Here is a 20,130-nt window from a genome sequence, read left to right as displayed (position 1 = left end):
GGGGATCTATGTCTGTTCAGCAAATATTTTTTCATTGAACAGCACACTTGGATGAGTGGGGTAATGGGCGGAGGAGGCAAGGTGATGTGTCTTGGCTTTTTCCAAATCGCCGAGCTGATAATAACAATAGCAAAGCTGGAGATGTGGATACCACGTTTTATACTGTGTGAGTGTGAAGGCTGTTTCGTTTTCAGGAGCCTTCAGCGCCTGCTCATACCAAAAGATCGCTGCCTGATGTTTATTTTGTATTTTTAGATGATCCCCGATCCGGCAGCAAAATTCTGGACGGGGCTGATCGTATAAGAAAGAACGTAATAATGAGGATAAAGCCGCTTCCTCGAAGCCTACCGCATAATAGCAGTCGGCTAAATATTGGCATGTGCGAATTTCATCCTCAATCCAGCACTGTTTTGTCGCTAAAAATTCATGATAAAAACGAATCGCCCTGACATGCTGCCTGTTATCTCTTAATTCATTGGCAAAGTAAAAGAGATCACGTGGCGTCATGTCCTCTCCTTTTGCGAGCATGTCTTCATAAATTCGAAGATTGCGCCCGGGCTCACCAGTGGTTGTTTTCTTGCGCTTTTGATGTGTGACGGCTATATCGGCTGGAAAGATGTTGCCATACACTTGAAGAAACTCATGTACGGCCCCGTACCACTGAAAGTTCAAGGCACGCTTCACAAGGCGATTTCTTCTATATTTAAAATTCACCTGACCGTCTTCATCGAATCCCACATGATAAAACATCGAGACGGCGTCCACCGAAGGATCAAGTGTCTCTTTGAGCTGAAGAAGTTTTTGACGGTCTTCTTCAAGCAGAACATCGTCAGCATCAAGCCATAAAATATACTCTTTCGTTGCATGTGAGAAAGCGAAATTGCGGGCTTTTGCAAAGTGCTGAACCCATTCGAAATCAAGTACCTGTGCTGAAAAGGAGTGAGCAATCTCCTTCGTACGATCTGTTGACCCTGTATCAACGATGATCATCTCATCTACAATGTCTTGGACAGAGGAAAGGCAGTCCGCTAACACCTCCTCTTCATTTTTCACAATCATACATAAGCTAATGGTTACCATCTTTAGATCACCTCTTCATAGTGTATCGAGCAGCAAAAGGAAACATTCTTTTCAGCAGCGGGTTTTTTTAAAACTAGTTTTCTGCTACTGGCTGATTTAAAATAAAGGGAGAATCTATGTAAGGGCTGATAAAAATGAGTTTATTGAATGTTGAAGGATTATATAAAACCTATGGCGAGAAAACGCTGTTTGATCATATTTCTTTTCATATAGAACCAAAGGAACGCATCGGATTGATTGGACCAAACGGAACAGGAAAGTCAACGCTCCTAAAGGTCATTGCGGGACTTGAATCGTTTGAGGAGGGTGACATCACGAAGGCAGGGACACTTGATATCGAATTTCTCGAGCAAGACCCTGAAATGAGCGGGGATGAAACGATTCTTGATTACATTTTTTCTGGAACTGCACCCATGATTCAAACGATGAAGGCGTATGAACAGGCGCTAGCCGATTTAGAGCATGATCCGCAAAATGAAGCAAAACAAGAAGCGCTGATGCGCATGCAAAATCGAATGGATCAGGAAGATGCATGGGATGCGAACCTGTCAGCAAAAACGATTTTGACAAAGCTTGGTGTCAAAGATGTGAGCCGCTCTGTTCATGCATTATCAGGCGGACAGAAAAAGCGTGTCGCGATTGCTAAAAATTTAATTCAGCCTGCGGGATTACTGATTTTAGATGAGCCAACCAACCATCTCGATAATGCAACGATTGAATGGCTCGAAGGATATTTGAGTCAATACAGCGGTGCTGTCATTCTGGTGACGCATGATCGTTATTTCCTAAACCGTGTGGCCAACCGAATTTATGAATTGAATCAAGGGCAGCTCTATACGTATAAAGGAAATTATGAAGTCTTTTTAGAAAAAAGAGCCGAACGAGAAGCAGAAGCTCAGGTGAAAGAAACGAAGCGTCAAAACTTACTCAGACGAGAACTTGCATGGCTGAGAAGAGGGGCAAAAGCAAGATCGACGAAGCAAAAAGCACGCATTGGCAGAGCCGAAGAGCTGATGGATCAAAAAGGGCCTGATGCGAAAGGAGAGCTTGATTTCGCTATCGGCTCGCACCGCCTAGGAAAACAAGTCATAGAGGCAGAAGACTTATCAATTTCATTTGCTGGCCAGACCCTTGTGGAGCGGTTTACAGATTTAGTCGTGCCGGGCGACCGGATTGGATTTATCGGACCGAATGGAGTCGGCAAAACGACTCTTCTTAACTGTCTAGCGGGTAAAATAGAACCGACTACAGGACAATTGACCATTGGACAAACCGTTCGCATTGGCTATTACACGCAGGATCACAAGGAAATGGATGAAGAACTGACCATCATTGAGTACATCAAGGAAACAGCTGAGATCGTCAAGACATCTGATGGCGCCATCGTGACAGCAGAGCAAATGCTAGAACGGTTCCTATTCCCAAGATCCATGCAGCGGACGTTTATTCGCAAGCTGTCAGGGGGAGAACGCCGCAGATTGTATTTATTGAAAGTCTTAATGGAAGAACCAAATGTTCTCTTTTTAGATGAGCCGACGAACGATCTTGATACGGAGACCCTCAGCATTTTAGAGGATTATTTAGAACAGTTTCCTGGCGTTGTCATGACCGTATCGCATGATCGTTATTTCTTAGACCGAGTGGTTCATCGTCTGCTTGTCTTTGAAGGAAATGGCCGCATTTCACACTACCAAGGCGCTTACAGCGATTACATGGAGCAAGAAAAAGAGGCGAAGCGGACAGAGACAAAGCCTGCTGAGAAACAAGTAGAAGCGGCACCTAAAAAGAGAAAAAAACTTTCTTATAAAGACCAGCTTGAATGGGACGGAATTGAAGACCGGATACAGGCTTTAGAGGAAAAACACCAGCAGCTTGAATCCAGCATTGCGGAGGCAGGCAGTGATTTTGGAAAAATTCAAGAGCTGATGGACGAACAAAAAGCCGTTGCTGAAGAACTAGAACAAGCAATGGACCGCTGGACAGAACTATCGCTGATGATTGAGGAATTAGAGAGTCATGACTAAGAAATAAGAAACCTGTAGAGTTGATCTACAGGTTTTTTTGATAAGAGCATTTCGCATAGGCATCATGCTGATGAATGGATTCCTCATTACGACACTCGACTTGAAAGCCCCTGACCCATGGCTGCTCATATAATTCGATGGCCATTAACCTTGTGAGATCTTCTACAAAGCGTGGATTTTCATAAGCCTCTTCTGTCACTTTCTTTTCATCAGGTCTTTTAAGCACAGGATAGAGCGGTGCACTCGCATTGGACTCAATGATATGTAAAAGAGCTGCTTTCATGTCTTCAGGAAATGATGTTTGTTCAAACAACTCTACCTGAATGGAAACAGAGCCACGCTGATTATGTGCACCGTATTCACTAATTTCTTTAGAACAAGGACATAATGTGGTGACTTGTGCATCGCAGCCAATATGACAGGTCCATCCATCCTTTTCATGAAAATGAATGTCATATGTGATTGTCGCATGCATCAAACCCGATTTCCCGGTGACCGGGCTTTGCTTTTCCATGTACCAAGGGAAGGAAACTTGAACCGAGGCAGATGACTGATTCATCTGACGGGTAAGTGCTGCTGTCAATGCTTTTAAGCTATTCACATCAAGCGGCTTGCCGCTTTCGTAAAACGAGTGCAGCTGTTCAGTGAGACGGCTCATATGAATGCCTTTTTCGTGAGCTCTCAGGGAGGTACTCAGTGCAAAGTCAGCAGAAGTTATTTGGTCCTGCGGTGCCGTTTTAGACAAAATTCGTACAGGATAAGACACGCGGCAGATGCCGACTTGTTCAAGATGAAAATAAAAGTCCTGCTCCGTCTTTTGGATGTCAGTCATGTTCTCTTTTTGAGGGGGCTTCGTTCCAAGGCTTGGCGGTACAGATCCGAATTGTTGGTGTCGTTCTTTTTTGGGTGGAAAAGAAAACATGAGATCCCTCCTTTAAATCGTAATTATTACTATTTATTTTGCATCAAAACACGAGAAAAATCAAAAGTGCAAACATTTACGTTTACGTTAAGGTTATAAAGGTGTATAATAAATCATGAATTGATGAGCAGGAGGCACTGGCAATGGAATGGATGAAAATTGATCAAGTGGCGAAAAGAAGCGGACTGACCAAACGGACGATACGTTTCTATGAAGAGATTGGTTTATTATCAGCACCAAAGCGGACAGAGGGCGGTGTCAGACTTTACTCAGAGGACGACATGGAAGAACTAGAGAAAGTGATGCAGGCAAAAGAGGTACTTGGGTTTTCTTTACAAGAGCTTCAATCGTTTATGGAAATAGGAAAGCAGCTTGAGCTGAATAAAGAGGGTTACTTGCTGTCGCTTGATCCGAAGGAACGATTAGAGAAGCTGTTAGATATTGAGGCGCAGCTGTCTGTACAGCATCAATTGATTACAAAAAAGCTTGAAACGATTCAATCTTTTAAAAAGGATCTTGAAACGATGAAAGAAAGAGCGGCTCATGCAATTGAGCAATTACAAAAATAAACACCTCTGCGTGTTTATTTTATTTTGTCAACATTTGAAGGAAAGGTTCTGATGGAATGAAGGAAGAAGAAGTGTTGAAACAGCGTACAAGTCTGCTTAGGCAGCCGAAAGCCGTCTGGGCTGTTGCCTTTGCGTGTGTGATTTCATTTATGGGGATAGGACTTGTGGACCCGATCTTGCCAGCCATTGCATCACAATTAGATGCATCTCCAAGTCAGGTCTCCCTTTTATTTACGAGCTACTTACTTGTGACCGGCTTTGTCATGTTTTTTACCGGCTTTATCTCTAGTCGGATTGGTGCGAAATGGACGTTATTAGTAGGACTCATTTTTATTATTGTCTTTTCTGCTTTAGGCGGTACCTCTTCAACGATTAATGAATTAATCGGCTTTAGAGGCGGATGGGGCATTGGGAATGCCTTATTTATTTCAACTGCCCTCTCTGTCATTGTCGGTGTGTCTGTTGGAGGAAGTGCGAAGGCCATTATTTTATACGAGGCTGCACTAGGTCTTGGGATTTCGGTTGGACCGCTGCTTGGCGGAGAGCTTGGGACGATCTCTTGGCGCGGGCCATTCTTTGGCGTTGCGGTGTTAATGCTTGTTGCTCTTTTAGCCATTACGTTTATGCTCCCGCCGATGCAAAAACCTCAGAAAAAGGTGAAATTATTCGAGGCTGTGGGGGCGTTAAAATATAAAGGGCTATTAACGATGGCATCTGCGGCTTTCTTATACAATTTTGGTTTCTTTGTGCTTTTAGCCTATTCGCCATTTGTGCTTCATCTGGATGAGCATGGTCTTGGTTATGTCTTTTTTGGATGGGGACTTTTTTTGGCCGTGACATCCGTCTTCTCAGCGCCGGTCATTCATCGCAAACTTGGGACATTGACTTCCCTTGTGGTTCTGTTTGCTTCATTTGCTGTGATTTTATTCGGCATTGGGGTATGGACTTCACATGTTGTAGTCGTCATCTGCGGAATTGTTATTGCTGGGGGCATCCTTGGCATGATCAATACAGTGCTCACGACCGCTGTGATGGGATCGGCGCCGGTTGAACGTTCGATTGCTTCATCCTCTTACAGTGCTGTGCGGTTTATTGGGGGCGCGATTGCTCCTTGGATTGCCGGCGTACTTGCTGAATCTTACACAGCAAGCACCCCTTACTATGTAGGGGCGGCTGTCGTTCTGTTAGGCATGATCATCCTGCTTCTTGGTCGGAAGCATTTGGTCAATATTCAAGCAGGTCATTAAATAGAAAAAAGCCTTATATCTTCTGAACAGATATAAGGCTTTTTTGTCGTTATAATACTTTTGTCGTCCAAGATTCGCAATTCCAAGTTTCAGTGGCTACATCTTGATAAAATTCAGGTTCGTGAGAGATCAATAAGACGCTCCCTTTGTATTCTTTTAATGCACGTTTTAGTTCTTCTTTTGCATCGACATCCAAGTGATTGGTCGGCTCATCGAGAACAAGTAAGTTGGTTTCTTCGTTGATCAGCTTACAAAGACGGACCTTTGCTTTTTCTCCACCGCTTAAAACAGACACGCGGCTTTCAATATGCTTTGTCGTTAATCCGCATTTTGCAAGAGCGGCTCTGACTTCATATTGCGTGTAAGAAGGGAAGGTACTCCACACCTCTTCAATACAAGTGTTGCTGTTTTGCTCTTTTACTTCTTGCTCAAAGTAGCCAATATGCAGGAATTCTCCGCGTTCCACTTCACCAGAAATCGGCGTGATTTCTCCAAGCAGACTTCGCAGCAATGTCGTTTTTCCGATACCGTTAGCGCCGTATAACGCAATTTTTTGCCCGCGTTCCATTTTCAGATTCAATGGACGAGAGAGCGGTTCATCATAACCAATAACCAAATCTTTTGTTTCAAAAATCAATTTCCCGGAAGTTCGTGCCAGCTTAAAGTGGAATTCAGGCTTTGGCTTTTCTGCTGCCAATTCAATCATATCCATCTTATCCAGTTTCTTTTGACGGGACATGGCCATATTTCTTGTGCTGACACGCGCTTTGTTTCTTGCAACAAAATCCTTTAATTCAGCGACTTCCTGCTGCTGCCTTTTATAAGCTGCTTCAAGCTGCTGCTTTTTGACTTCGTACACTTGTTTAAATTGATCATAATCACCAACATAGCGAGTGAGCTCTTGATTTTCAACATGATAAATCAAGTTAATGACGCTGTTTAAAAATGGAATATCATGTGAAATGAGGATAAACGCATTTTCATATTCCTGTAAATAGCGTTTCAGCCACTCAATATGCTGCTCATCCAAATAGTTGGTTGGCTCATCGAGAAGGAGAATTTCTGGCTTCTCTAACAGCAATTTCGCAAGCAATACTTTTGTACGCTGCCCGCCGCTCAGCTCCGTCACATCACGGTCCAGCCCAAGATCCGTTAACCCAAGACCTCTCGCAATTTCTTCGACCTTGGAATCAATGATATAAAAATCATTGTTTGTGAGCGCATCTTGAATGACGCCCACTTCCTCTAACAGCTTTTCCAGCTCATCAGGATCGGCTTCACCCATTTTGCCGTAAATGTCATTCATCGCTGCTTCCATGGAAAATAAATAGTGGAATGCATCCTGAAGCACTTCGCGGATCGTTCTTCCCTTTTCTAGTACAGTATGCTGATCAAGGTAGCCGACACGGACATTTTTTGCCCATTCGACTTTTCCTGCATCTGGCTCCAGCTTGCCAGTAATAATATTCATAAACGTTGACTTTCCTTCACCGTTGGCGCCAATTAAGCCGACATGCTCGCCTTTTAATAAACGGAAGGAGACTTCGTGAAAAATGGCTCTGTCGCCAAAGCCATGGCTTAAATCTTTAACAGATAATATCATTTTTTACACCTCAAATAGATTCAAAACGGCTAGTGCCTCTCATGATTATATCGAACTGTCCGGCTCGATAAAAGCATCAAAAGAAAAATTGCGTTTCAAAGCTGATTTTGAGATACTAAAGGATAGATTGAATGAGGATAAAGGAGATCGACATGATAGAAAATTGGGCATTTTTGAAAGAAGCAAAGCCATTTATTCAGGAAAACTTTCAAGCGGCTGGCTTCGAAAAACCAACAGCTATACAAGAAAAAACAGCAGAGTGGATTACGGAGAAGCGTGATGTGATCGCGGAATCGCCTACGGGAACGGGGAAGACACTGGCGTATGTGTTGCCGCTTTTAAATAAAATCGATGTGAATATCAAACACCCGCAAGTCTTAATCTTGGCACCTTCAAGAGAGCTTGTGATGCAAATTTTTGATGTCGTGCAAGAGTTCAAACAAGGATCAGACATCAAAGCGGTCTCCTTGATTGGTGGAGCGAACATCAAAAAGCAGCAGGAAAAACTAAAGAAACACCCGAACATCGTTGTCGCAACACCTGGCCGTGTACAGGAATTAATCAAAATCAAAAAACTGAAAATGCATGAAGTGAAAACGGTCGTGCTAGATGAAGCAGATCAGCTTCTTGTGCCAGAGCATATGAAAACGATCCAAGCGATCATTAAATCCACATTAAAAGAAAGACAAATCCTCTGTTTTTCTGCGACGTTAAAAGAGGAAACGGTTCAACTGATTAAACAAATGACGTCTGAACCAGAAGTATTGAAAATTGCCAGAAGTGAGGAAGAAGCGCAGAAAGTAGGACACTATTATCTGTTATGTGATCAGCGTGATAAAGTGAAATTACTGCAAAAGCTATCACGGCTTGAGGACATGCAGGCGCTCGTCTTTGTGCGTGATATTACGAATTTAAGCATTTATGCAGAGAAATTAGCGTATCACCATGTCGACCTTGGTGTGCTTCATAGTGAGGCGAAAAAAGCAGAGCGTGCTATCATCTTAAAGGAATTTGAACAGCGTGAATTCCCGCTTCTCCTTGCAACAGATATCGCAGCAAGAGGCATCGATATTGACGATCTGCCGTACGTAATCCATGCCGACCTGCCAAACGAAGAAGGCTATATCCACCGTTCAGGCAGAACCGGGCGCGCAGGAAAGGAAGGGGCTGTCATCAGCCTAGTCACACCTCAAGAGCATGCAACGCTCAAAAAAATGGCGAAAAAGCTGAATCTTTCGCTTCAGGAAATTGTTTATAAGCAAGGCCAGCTGCATCTTGCCCCCAAGCAGGCATAAAAAAGGACCCTTCCACATGGAGGGGCCTTTTTTATTATGAAATTTTGACAAGCTGTTTTCCGACATTTTCACCTTTGAATAGTCCAAGGAATGCATCAGGAATGTTGTCAAAGCCTTCAATGATTGTTTCTTTATAAGTCAGTTTGTCTTCTTTTACCCATTGTGCGAGATCTCTTGCAGCCTCTTCAAAACGATCTGAATAGTTGGCAACAATGAAGCCTTGCATCAATGCGCTTGTTTTAATGAGTTTTGTTTGCACACGCGGTCCGATGTCCTCGCTTGCGCTAATGTTATAAGACGAAATCGCGCCGCACACTGGAATACGTGCAAAGCGGTTCAAATGATTCATCACGGCATCAGAAATTTCGCCGCCAACATTGTCAAAATACACATCGACGCCGTTAGGGCACGCCTTTGCTATGGCATCATCTAAATCATTTGTTGTTTTATAATTAATCGTTTCATCAAAGCCCAGCTCTTTTAAGTAAGCCAGCTTGTCATCAGATCCGGCAATCCCAACGACGTGAGCGCCTTTGATCTTAGCAATTTGTCCCACAACGGAACCAACGGCACCTGCGGCTCCAGAAATGACAACGGTCTCGCCTTCTTTTGGCTGGCCAATCGCAAGAAGTCCGAAATAAGCGGTTTGCCCTGGCATGCCCAAAATTCCTAAATAATAGGACAATGGCGCAATGGATGGATCAATTTTAGTCAGAGATTCAGCTTTGGCTGTGGAATATTCTTGCCAGCCAAGGAATCCAAGAACAAAATCCCCTTTTTCAAATTGAGGCGAATTGGATTCAACGACTTCTCCGACAACACCGCCCTGAATCACTTCATTTAGCTTGAATGGAGGTGTATAGGATTTTGTATCCTGCATTCGTCCTCTCATATAAGGATCTACAGAAACATATTTCGTTTGAATCAAGACTTCGCCATCTTGCGGCACAGGTATATCGACTGTTTCAAAATGAAAAACATCTTTTGTAGGTAATCCTTTTGGACGTTTGGCTAATTGAATTTGCTTTTGTTGACTCATGTCAAATCCTCCCTTTCACTTGCAGCCTAGATTTACATTAACATGATGCTTCTTTTCATTCAAAACATACGGTCTTTTTCAAACACATACAAAAAAGCAGCCGCCATCTCATAGATGAGGACTACTTTTTTGGAAGGCAACAGAGAGGAGCGGCGGTAGACAGCCAAACAGCTGATACACGTCCGCATCACGTTCTTTTAACAAATATTCGTTCGCATTTTGCATGGAGGCTTTCATCATATCGCGCGTCACAAAAGGAAAAAGGATATTCAAGTATGAGGACAACAGGTCTTGTGGATCTTGTTCAATCGACTCGATATCTCCAATGTTAATGATGATTGAAAAGAGATAATCAATGGAGATGCGAAAGTGCTGTTCAGCAAACAATGTAAGCGGCTTTGCTTTTGCTTCTTCAGGATTCCACTTCTGAAAAAGCTGTTTCACCAAATCACTGACAACCCAAGCATTAAACTGCTGCTCCGCTGAAAAGTAATACATCAGCTCTACCTCATTTCTAGCCTCCAGTATAAGAATTGTACAACAAAACAGCAGGGATGAATACAATATTTCAGAAAATTTAGTCATTTTTACAGGATTTTTGTCAAAAATAAGCCAATAGTCACGGTTAGTACACAATGTAAAATGGATGTGCTCAAGGAAGGTTTAATGACAAAAGTGACGGGTAAAAGATTCGTAAGACGCTAAAGGAGGAATATAAAATGAAACCTGTTGTAAGAGAGTATTCAAATGATGAGACACTTCAAAGAGATGTAGAGCAATTAAAAGCACTCGGTGTAGCAAGAGAGGACATTTATGTTCTGTCCCATGACGATGATCGTACAGAGCGTATTGCTGGAAATGCAGATGCTAATACGATAGGTCAAAGAGAAGTTGGACTTAAACATGCTGTTGGGAACATCTTTAGTAAAAAGGGCGATGAGCTCCGAAATAAAATCCATGAAATTGGTTTCTCTAAAGAAGAAGCTGAGAAATTTGAAGAACATTTAGACGAAGGAAAAGTCCTTCTCTTTGTGACAGACCATGAAAAAGTGAAAACTTGGGCATAAACGCCAACTGAAAAAAGCCTCTTACTTTCGTAAGGGGCTTTTTTTCATGCCGATATCTCTGAAGGAGAGAACATATCTTTTTTACTATAATAAGAAAAAACAGCAGATTGGAATAAACAGTAAATCATCTAATTGAAAATACAGATATACCAAAGAAAATGATAGGAAATGAGAAAAGAATAGTAAAAATTTCACAAAAATCCATTCGGGAAATAATCATTGTATCTTTCGATTTTGTTTCAAAATGTAATAAAAATCTTGTGTAATTTAGTAGATAAATTTCTTAGTTCTATTGGTTTATGTTGTATTTTTGTGTAGAAATAAGTGTTTTGAGGTCAAAAAACCACGAAAAATACCTGTATTTTCAATTAGGAAATTCATTTTAATGTTTAGGAAATAATTTGTTGACAAAATAATCTAAAAACAATATATTTGGCTTATTCCAGTCATTGTGGAAGTAGTTGTTAAATATCTGATGAGTTTATTCAAGGCGCATTCTAGTGAGAGGTGGTGTCATAAAACCAAGGTACAAGCGCTTTTAAGAGAAAAAGCTTGCTTGGAATATTTCTACTAAAACATAAGAAAACGGTCTTTTACAATGGTAGCCGATCTAAACAGTAGATTGACCTTTCTACTATGATCCCTTTGCAAGAGATATTCAAAAGACGTTATGTTCTTGTCTAAGAGAGAAAGCGGTTTCAATAAAGGCTGTGAGTTGATCGAACGGTGAAGGAGGTGAACTCATATGAAAAAAAGAGACAATAAGCTGAGGCGCTGCAGCTCTCAAATGGCTGCATATGAGGATGCATGCTGAAAAAGAAGAGTGAACATGTGGGATGCTACTCTCCTTTTTCAGAAAACAGATTTTCCTAAAAAATCCATCTTTCATTTTAACATAAGGTTTTTGGCTTGAAAATGACCTTTGCCCGAAAAGTCGATTTTGAATAGAAGGAGGTCCTGTGATGAAAAAAGCTTTATACCATGAAGACAGTGGGTTGTATCTAGAAAAAATGCGTATGGCATTTCAAGAACATTATGAGAAAAGAACAGATATGTGGTCTACTGATCCATCCTTAACAGATGCAGCCGTGATGTCATTAAAGGCATGGCATTCACGGGAAAAGAATGCACTTGCTTCTGTGCTCGATATCGGGTGCGGGAACGGCCGGGCACTTGAACATTTAAGGGGGCTTTCTGCATATGTCGGTATCGACCTGTATGAGCATGAGGAGTGGGAAGGATTACAGAAAAGAGAAACGGTTCCTGTCCATTTTGTTCATCAAGATTTTATGTCCTGGTCGATGGATCAGGGACGCGGGATGCAGTTTGATTTAATTTTAGATCATGGCTGCTTTCATCACCAGCATCCTGATGATCATGAGCGTTATTTAAAACAGGTCTCCTCTTTGCTTCATGAAGGCGGCGTCTTCTCACTTGTTGTATGGGGAGAAGAGTGGAGAACAGGGTTGATCGGAGAAGATGGCCGTTTCCACTTTTCATTTTCAGACTCTCAGCTTGGAGAAAGAATTTGTTCATCAGGTCTGGAGCTTGTATCGATTACACCATTAAAAGCAAAGGCCGGCATTAGCCAGCATCATGTCATTGCCGTCAAAATCTAGTACAAAGGTGATCACTCAAACCTAGCAGAGGTGTTCATTCTAATAAAGAGCATGCATCATGTAAGAATCGAAAGGCGTTAACATCGTATGAACCAAGATTTCTGCTCCTTTGTACTGGACAAGACCTAGATTGAAACATCGCTAGAAGAGCTGGGAACGGAGACATTCTTGCGACAATCAGGGTCTGAACGATGAGAGGAATCGCACATCCATATTCTTTTTAGGCATGAGTGCCGCTTGAAATAGGAGCACATATGCTAAGGGAGTGCGGACACATATTCATCACTCCATCACTGCGCTATGAGAGTCGATTTGGGTGCAGCGATGAATAGGGGGGAGACAAATGAACAAGTTTGTAGATGAATTACAATCAATGATTCATCATTTTACCTTTCAAGAAAAAAACTATTTGCTCGTGGGGCCAGTGAACCTGCCGATCTCCATTCAACATGAAGAAGTGCCATTTAAATGGTATGCCTTCGCACCTGTTGAAGGGGAGACAAAACCAACGATCGAATCTATTGTCCAAATGAGTACCGCGCAGCAAACCTTTTCCTCTTGTCTCTTATTTGGCGACTTTGAAAATGAGGTGCCGCCGCTAGTGCGCATTCATAGTGTCTGCCAAACAGGGGATGTGTTTGGGTCACTGAAATGTGACTGCGGTCCACAGCTTGCGTTATCGCTGAAGAAAATCACCGATTACGGTAAAGGCATGCTCGTATATATGGCCAATCAAGAAGGGCGGTCAATTGGGCTGATGGCGAAAGCATTGACGTATAAATTACAGGAAATGAAGCTGGATACTTTTGAAGCCAACCGCCTGATTGGCTGCGGAGATGATGACCGGCATTACGAGGAGGCAGCGGCTGTTCTGCACTATTTAAACAAAGGGAAACCAATGCACCTCCTAACGAACAATCCAGATAAAGTCGATTCCATTGCTGCTTACGGTCTTCCTGTATTGCGATTTGATCATACGGTCGAAGCTTCTCTCTATAATGCAGCCTATTTGAAGGCAAAAGCAGCCTCAGGGCATATGGTCGATGAGAAAAAATTAATTAATCAGTAGATGAGTTTACTTTAAAGAAGGCGGGAGAAAAGCGTGAAACCTGAAATCAATTGGATTCAAATCCCAAGCGGCTATGCAACGATTGGAAGTAATGAAGAAGATATGAAAAAGGCATCAGAATTCTGGAAGGACAAGCTTCTCAATCCAACCTACGGCCGTGAGAAAAAATTTCAAAAATGGCTGTACAAAGAATTTCCATCCTATCAGCCGTATATCAATGAATTTTTTATTTCAGATACGGTCGTCACCAATGAATGGTATCAAAGCTACTGTGATGAAACAGGCCAGGCGTACCCGGAGAGCTTAACGAATCAAGAGCTTGGTGGCGGGAAAGATCATCCGGCTTGGGGCATGGATATCGAGGAAGCCTTCTCGTTCTGCCAGTGGCTGAGCGGGAAACTTGGGATAGACGTGTCGATTCCTACTGAAGAAGAATGGGAATATGCTGCCCGGGGAAATACGAGAAATCAATACCCGTGGGGAGATGAGTTTGATCCTTCTTTATGTAATACGTTCGAATCAAATATTGAAAAAACGACGCCTGTCCGTCAATACAAAAAGGGCAGATCCTTATTTGGTCTTTATGATATGGGGGGCAACGTCGAGGAATGGGTCAACACCAAATATCATGTATACGAAGGCGGCATCGAGGTCGTAGATGATTTAACGGAGACGCTTGGCAGTAATTACTACATTTTAAAAGGCGGCTCCTTTGCAAGAGGCGGAGATTTATGCAGAGTCGCCAGAAGACACGGGAAGCATCCAGATCCCGTTTTCCGATTTACTGGTTTTCGTATAGTGACTCGTCAAAAACAACATATAAAGGTGGGAGTGTAAAATCATGCATAGAGGACCGATTACATCTGTTTTATCAACTCAGCAGGACCAAATTGTTTACACTGGCGGCTATGACCGTTGTATTTATAAGTGGAACCGGGCAACAGGAGAAGGAACGTTTATTGGAAGTCACGAGCATATCATTAACTCTTTATCTCTTTCTGAAAACGGAAAGTATTTAGCGAGTGCATCGTCAGACTACACCATTCAATTGTATGATACAGGTACTCATACTCGAATTCGCACCCTGTTTGGTCATGCGGATGATGTAGAAGCCGTCGCCTTTGCCAAACAGGATACCTTACTAGTATCGGTGTCTAGAGATAGAAGGTGCTTAGTGTGGGATATCGAAACAGGAGCTATTTTAAGAGAATTCCATGGACATAGCAAAGATGTATTAGCTGTATGGATACATGGAGATAAAGCTTATACAACAGGTGATGATGGCTACGTTCTTGTATGGTTGTATGATACAGGAGAAATTGTAGGAGAAATTGGTCCGTTTGATTATGAGCTGGACACAATCAGCGGCAGCAATCAAAAAGAAGTGTTCGCACTTGGCAGAGACGATGGCACCGTCATTATTTATGATGCGGTTACTTTACAGGAGAAAAAAATCATTAAAGCCCATTTACAGGGCGTCAAGCGGGTGAACTTTTCTCCAAGCGGCAATTACTTGCTGACAGCAGGCTATGACCATTTAATTAAGCTGTGGAATTATGAAACAGGGGATTTAGTCGATACGTTGCTGCCTCATAAATATCAGTGGGAGCGTTCGCTTGTCTGGACGGAAGATGAGAAATCCATCCTAGGAGCCAGCTTTGGAAAAACGTATTGTGAATGGTCTATTGAAAAGGGAAAAGTTGTATCAGATGAGATTGAAATGGCGACACCATCTATTAATGATATTGCGCTGACTGATGCGGGAGATATCATCACAGCATCAGATGACGGAAAATTCAGAAAGAACGGGATTGAAATCGCTAAATCGACAGGCGTTTTAACAAATGGAGTGGCTGTCGCACGAGATGGAAGCTATTATGCGTGGGGAGATCATGCAAGTCAGGTGCATATTGTTCATGAATCATTACAGCAAATGGTTTCGTTTGATCTCAACACAGGGCCGGTCAACAGTGTGTATTTCCACGAGGAGGATCGGCAATTCTATATTGGAACTTACGGCGGTTATGTACATGTCATTTCGACAGAACATTTAAAGGAAATTGGCCGTTCCAAAGCACACGATTGTGCTGTTAAAGCATTAAAAGTAGAAGGAGATCATATCATCACAGCCGCGGTAGAAGGAACCATCTGTCTTTTAGATAAGAAGAGCTTGTCTTTAAAAGCGAAATATATCGGAGCGACAGAGCTGTTAAATGATGTATTCATTGATAGTAAAAGAGATCGTATTGCCATTGTCAGCCGTGACAAGAATGTGAGATTGTTTGATTTGCATACAGGAAGAATTTTAGACCAGCATAATGAACACCAGTATTCTATTAAATCTGTCTCTGTCACAGACTCTGGCTATATTGTGAGCGGAGATTATTGGGGCTATGTCGTTGTGTGGAATCCAGAGCTAGATGTCAATACCGGCCCAATTAGAATTGCCAAGAATGGGATTAGTGCCATCAGACAATTAGGCAATGATGTATACGCAAGCTCATATGACGGCGGGATTTATCATATTCGAGAAGATGGCACACATACTGAAGTACTGCGCTTATTTGAACAATTTCCGAAAGAAGTAATCTCTCATTAAGAAAAAGAATGTAAGCGGGGGATTCTCATGATAAGTGTTTGCAAGGAACATATGAAAAAAGGCCTGACTGTACTCAATTGTCCGCATGTGCTCCTCATTAATAAATATGAATTACGCAAATGCTGTTTTTGTAAACAACGAGCATCATATAAACTTTTTTATTCCTTGCCTTACTATGATCGATCTGAAAAGAAACGGATGGAAAAAATATAGCACATGAGAATAGAACTCCTTCATTTCCTGAAGGAGTTCTTTCCCTTGAAAGAGAAGAAAGGAGACTCACATGAAAGACGATGTTTTTTATATGAAGCTGGCGATTGCCAACGCAAAGGCAATGAAAGGGCAAACCTCCCCAAATCCGCTTGTCGGTGCAGTCATTGTACAGCAAGGTGAGATTGTTGGGATTGGTGCTCACATGAAGGCGGGCGAACCTCATGCTGAAATTCATGCGCTGCAAATGGCAGGGGAAAAGGCAAAGGGAGCTGACATGTATGTGACGCTTGAACCTTGTTCGCATCATGGGAAAACGGGTCCTTGCACGGAAGCCATTATCAAAAGTGGTGTGAAACGTGTAGTCATTGCGACGCAAGACCCAAATCCGCTTGTCGCAGGTAAGGGGGTTACCATGTTGAAACAAGCAGGGATCGAAGTAGATGAAGGAATATGTAAACAGGAGGCGGATCGCTTAAATGTGCCTTTTTTTCATTTCATTCAATCAGACCTTCCTTACATCATATTAAAATCAGCCATTTCGTTAGACGGGAAAATTGCAACATCTCATCTTGAAAGCAAATGGATCACAGGAACAGAAGCGAGGAAAGAAGTGCAGCAATTGCGTCAAGAAGCCGATGCTGTGATAACAGGTGTCGAAACGATTATTCAAGATGATGCAGGTCTTATTGTGAAAGATTCAATGGCGACCCAGCCCATTCGTGTCATTTTAGATTCCACATTAAGGATTCCGCTTCATGCGAAATGTTTAACAGATCATATGGCCGAAACCATTATTTGCACCTCGCACATGTATGATCAGAAAAAGTATGAACAGCTGGTAGATAAAGGGCATCAAGTCTATGTCACAAGCGGAGAGCAGCGGACAAATATTCATGACGTGTTACGAATGCTGAAGGAACGTTCTGTCATGTCAGTTCTCGTTGAAGCAGGAGGAAATGTGAGTGCGTCCTTTTTAGAAGAATCACTAGTCAATGAAGCCGTCATTTATATGGCACCTTTATTAATCGGTGGAAAACATGCACCTACTTTTTTTGAAGGAGAGGGGGTGAAAAAACTAAAAGAAGCGATCCGTCCAGCAGATATTGAATATAGTATGGTTGGAAAAGATATCAAAATGACAATAAAATTCTAATAAATGTAAGACTTTGTGCATCGAGCGCAAGGTCTTTTCAATACTTCTTGATAAAAATAAAAGTGTACATACACCTTTCCAAGGAATGATGAATACGATGGATGGGGGGTGATTCCATGAGAAGATGTAGACAATGCGGAAAGACATATCCAACTCATTCGACAGACCACTACCAAAAAGGAAGCTGGTATGATGCGTATAAGGATGACGGCTGGGAATGTGATAGTTGTAAGAAAGGGAAATCTGGAAAGCCAGGGAAACCAGTGAAAAATCCTTGCTGCGGAAAAGATCCTTGTGTTTGTGTGATTCAAGGTCCGCCAGGCGGGAGAGGAAGAAGAGGCCCAGCAGGTCCAGCAGGTGCAGTGGGTCCAGCGGGTCCAGCAGGCCCAGCAGGCCCAGCAGGCCCGGCAGGAGCAACTGGAGCCACTGGTGTAGGCTTAACGGGCATCGTGGCATTTGATCCAGCGGTAGCCCCAACCTATCCAGTAGGTCAAGTCGTGACATTCGATGGAAGTACGTATGTGGTGAATTCAGCGCCGCCAACAGGTACGCCAGGTACGTCACCAGATTATACATTGTTAGCAGCTGCTGGTGAAACGGGTGCAACCGGAGCAACAGGTACAGGAGCGACCGGTGCGACAGGAGATACAGGTGCGACTGGAGTTACCGGAGCAACCGGAATCACAGGAGCCACAGGAGCAACAGGTACAGGAGCGACCGGTGCGACAGGAGATACAGGTGCGACTGGAGTTACCGGAGCAACCGGAATCACAGGAGCCACAGGAGCAACAGGTACAGGAGCGACCGGTGCGACAGGAGATACAGGTGCGACTGGAGTTACCGGAGCAACCGGAATCACAGGAGCCACAGGAGCAACAGGTACAGGAGCGACCGGTGCGACAGGAGATACAGGTGCGACTGGAGTTACCGGAGCAACCGGGATCACAGGAGCCACAGGAGCAACAGGTACAGGAGCAACCGGTGCAACAGGAGATACAGGTGCGACTGGAGTTACCGGAGCAACCGGGATCACAGGAGCCACAGGAGCAACAGGTACAGGAGCGACCGGTGCGACAGGAGATACAGGTGCGACTGGAGTTACCGGAGCAACCGGGATCACAGGAGCCACAGGAGCAACAGGTACAGGAGCAACCGGTGCAACAGGTGATACGGGAGCGACTGGAGTTACCGGAGCAACCGGGATCACAGGAGCAACAGGTACAGGAGCGACCGGTGCAACAGGAGATACAGGTGCGACTGGAGTTACCGGAGCAACCGGAATCACAGGAGCCACAGGAGCAACCGGAGATATCGGGGCCACCGGAGTCACAGGAGCGACCGGAGATACCGGAGCAACCGGAATCACAGGAGCCACAGGAGCAACCGGAGATATCGGGGCCACCGGAGTCACAGGAGCGACCGGAGATACCGGCGCCACCGGAGCGACTGGAGTAACGGGAGCAACCGGAGATATCGGGGCCACCGGAGCGACTGGAGTAACGGGAGCAACCGGAGATATCGGGGCCACCGGAGCGACCGGAGTAACGGGAGCAACAGGAGATACTGGCGCGACCGGAGTCACCGGAGCGACTGGAGATACCGGCGCCACCGGAGCGACTGGAGTAACGGGCGCCACCGGAGATACCGGCGCCACCGGAGCGACTGGAGTAACGGGCGCCACCGGAGATATCGGCGCGACCGGAGTCACAGGAGCCACAGGAGATACTGGCGCGACCGGAGTCACCGGAGTCACCGGAGTCACCGGAGCGACCGGAGATACCGGCGCCACCGGAGCGACTGGAGTAACGGGCGCCACCGGAGATACCGGCGCCACCGGAGCGACTGGAGTAACGGGCGCCACCGGAGATACCGGCGCCACCGGAGCGACTGGAGTAACGGGCGCCACCGGAGATACCGGCGCCACCGGAGCGACTGGAGTAACGGGAGCCACAGGAGATATCGGCGCGACCGGAGTCACAGGAGCCACAGGAGATACTGGCGCGACCGGAGTCACCGGAGTCACCGGAGCGACCGGAGATACCGGCGCCACCGGAGTTACAGGAGCAACCGGAGCAACTGGATCGAGTGCGATTATTCCATTTGCATCAGGTACCCCTGCTGTCTTGACTACAATTGCAGGGGGTCTTGTCGGAACTTCTAGTTTGGTCGGCTTTGGTAGCTCTGCAACAGGCGTTAGCATACTAGGTGGTATCATCGATTTAACAGGAGCAGCAGGTACTCTTTTAAATATGGCATTCTCTGTACCAAGGGATGGCACTATTACTTCATTTGCCGGATACTTTAGTACTACGGCAGCATTGGCTTTAGTCGGCACGAGTATTACAGTGACAGCTAGCTTATTTGCTTCACCGACACCAGATAACAGCTTCACTCAAGTAGCGAGTGTCACGTTGGCACCACCATTAACGGGGATTTTAACTATTGGTGCTATTTCAAACGGAATCGCTACCGGCCTGAATGTGCCAGTTACAGCAGAAACAAGATTACTGGTTGTTTTCTCTGCGACTGCAACAGGCTTATCTTTAATTAACACTGTAGCAGGCTATGCGAGTGCAGGCTTATCTATCACGTAATTGAAACAGGGATGACTCGATTTGAGTCGTCCTTTTT

General features: G+C 44.2%; 16 protein-coding genes. 11 read left to right on the top strand and 5 right to left on the bottom strand.

Going from position 1 to position 20,130, the window contains the following annotated elements:
- Positions 1–6: 6 nt before the first annotated feature.
- Positions 7–1,080, bottom strand: coding sequence for a tetratricopeptide repeat-containing glycosyltransferase family 2 protein (locus tag ACSSTM_RS08365; protein ID WP_034664551.1), 1,074 nt, complete (start codon positions 1,078–1,080; stop codon positions 7–9).
- A 134-nt stretch (positions 1,081–1,214) separates the two neighbouring features.
- Between ACSSTM_RS08365 and ACSSTM_RS08360 the strand changes: the two genes are divergently transcribed.
- Positions 1,215–3,104, top strand: a complete 1,890-nt coding sequence (locus tag ACSSTM_RS08360) for an ABC-F family ATP-binding cassette domain-containing protein (RefSeq protein WP_437404128.1) — start codon at positions 1,215–1,217, stop codon at positions 3,102–3,104.
- 25 nt (positions 3,105–3,129) lie between these two features.
- On the opposite strand, the gene folE2 is transcribed toward ACSSTM_RS08360, so the two are convergent.
- Positions 3,130–4,026, bottom strand: coding sequence for a GTP cyclohydrolase FolE2 (gene folE2 / locus ACSSTM_RS08355; RefSeq protein ID WP_034664546.1), 897 nt, complete (start codon positions 4,024–4,026; stop codon positions 3,130–3,132).
- Between the two features lie 143 nt (positions 4,027–4,169).
- On the opposite strand from folE2, the gene ACSSTM_RS08350 reads away from it, so the two are divergent.
- Together ACSSTM_RS08350 and ACSSTM_RS08345 are read left to right on the top strand one after the other, a co-directional pair.
- Positions 4,170–4,595, top strand: coding sequence for a MerR family transcriptional regulator (locus ACSSTM_RS08350; RefSeq protein ID WP_034664543.1), 426 nt, complete (start codon positions 4,170–4,172; stop codon positions 4,593–4,595).
- Between the two features lie 56 nt (positions 4,596–4,651).
- On the top strand, positions 4,652–5,842 hold the full coding sequence (locus ACSSTM_RS08345) for an MFS transporter (RefSeq protein ID WP_034664540.1): 1,191 nt from the start codon (positions 4,652–4,654) through the stop codon (positions 5,840–5,842).
- A 49-nt stretch (positions 5,843–5,891) separates the two neighbouring features.
- Here ACSSTM_RS08345 and ACSSTM_RS08340 read toward each other — a convergent pair whose 3' ends face one another.
- The gene (locus ACSSTM_RS08340; RefSeq protein WP_106038417.1) at positions 5,892–7,445 is read right to left on the bottom strand and encodes an ABC-F family ATP-binding cassette domain-containing protein; all 1,554 of its coding nucleotides are present in this window, start codon (positions 7,443–7,445) and stop codon (positions 5,892–5,894) included.
- Positions 7,446–7,597: 152 nt separating this feature from the next.
- Here ACSSTM_RS08340 and ACSSTM_RS08335 point away from each other — a divergent pair, with 152 nt between their 5' ends.
- Positions 7,598–8,740, top strand: coding sequence for a DEAD/DEAH box helicase (locus ACSSTM_RS08335; protein ID WP_034664534.1), 1,143 nt, complete (start codon positions 7,598–7,600; stop codon positions 8,738–8,740).
- 34 nt (positions 8,741–8,774) lie between these two features.
- On the opposite strand, the gene ACSSTM_RS08330 is transcribed toward ACSSTM_RS08335, so the two are convergent.
- The gene (locus ACSSTM_RS08330) at positions 8,775–9,779 is read right to left on the bottom strand and encodes an NADP-dependent oxidoreductase (RefSeq protein ID WP_437404127.1); all 1,005 of its coding nucleotides are present in this window, start codon (positions 9,777–9,779) and stop codon (positions 8,775–8,777) included.
- A gap of 108 nt (positions 9,780–9,887) precedes the next feature.
- Positions 9,888–10,277 carry a YfmB family protein gene (locus ACSSTM_RS08325; protein WP_034664527.1) on the bottom strand — a complete coding sequence of 130 codons (390 nt, stop codon included), beginning with the start codon at positions 10,275–10,277 and terminating at the stop codon, positions 9,888–9,890.
- Between the two features lie 221 nt (positions 10,278–10,498).
- Here ACSSTM_RS08325 and ACSSTM_RS08320 point away from each other — a divergent pair, with 221 nt between their 5' ends.
- The 7 genes from ACSSTM_RS08320 (at position 10,499) to ACSSTM_RS08290 (ending at position 20,093) form a co-directional block, all read left to right on the top strand.
- On the top strand, positions 10,499–10,846 hold the full coding sequence (locus tag ACSSTM_RS08320) for a general stress protein (RefSeq protein ID WP_060595744.1): 348 nt from the start codon (positions 10,499–10,501) through the stop codon (positions 10,844–10,846).
- A 962-nt stretch (positions 10,847–11,808) separates the two neighbouring features.
- On the top strand, positions 11,809–12,465 hold the full coding sequence (locus ACSSTM_RS08315) for a class I SAM-dependent methyltransferase (RefSeq protein WP_034664521.1): 657 nt from the start codon (positions 11,809–11,811) through the stop codon (positions 12,463–12,465).
- 343 nt (positions 12,466–12,808) lie between these two features.
- The gene (locus tag ACSSTM_RS08310; protein ID WP_066031179.1) at positions 12,809–13,534 is read left to right on the top strand and encodes a GTP cyclohydrolase II; all 726 of its coding nucleotides are present in this window, start codon (positions 12,809–12,811) and stop codon (positions 13,532–13,534) included.
- A gap of 33 nt (positions 13,535–13,567) precedes the next feature.
- On the top strand, positions 13,568–14,371 hold the full coding sequence (locus ACSSTM_RS08305) for a formylglycine-generating enzyme family protein (protein WP_106031354.1): 804 nt from the start codon (positions 13,568–13,570) through the stop codon (positions 14,369–14,371).
- Between the two features lie 4 nt (positions 14,372–14,375).
- A complete protein-coding gene (locus tag ACSSTM_RS08300; RefSeq protein ID WP_106031353.1) occupies positions 14,376–16,133 on the top strand; it encodes a WD40 repeat domain-containing protein in 1,758 nt (585 codons plus the stop codon).
- Between the two features lie 283 nt (positions 16,134–16,416).
- Positions 16,417–17,499, top strand: a complete 1,083-nt coding sequence (gene ribD, locus ACSSTM_RS08295) for a bifunctional diaminohydroxyphosphoribosylaminopyrimidine deaminase/5-amino-6-(5-phosphoribosylamino)uracil reductase RibD (protein WP_420086629.1) — start codon at positions 16,417–16,419, stop codon at positions 17,497–17,499.
- A 116-nt stretch (positions 17,500–17,615) separates the two neighbouring features.
- Positions 17,616–20,093 (top strand): exosporium glycoprotein BclB-related protein, encoded by a 2,478-nt coding sequence (locus ACSSTM_RS08290; protein ID WP_437404126.1) that lies wholly within the window; start codon positions 17,616–17,618, stop codon positions 20,091–20,093.
- The last annotated feature ends 37 nt before the right edge of the window (positions 20,094–20,130 follow it).

This window comes from Bacillus sp. RK1064 (assembly GCF_051488405.1).
Classification (GTDB): Bacteria; Bacillota; Bacilli; order Bacillales; family Bacillaceae; genus Bacillus.
The sequence above is the reverse complement of the archived record's forward strand: the minus strand, read 5'-3'. Positions and strand labels throughout refer to the sequence as shown.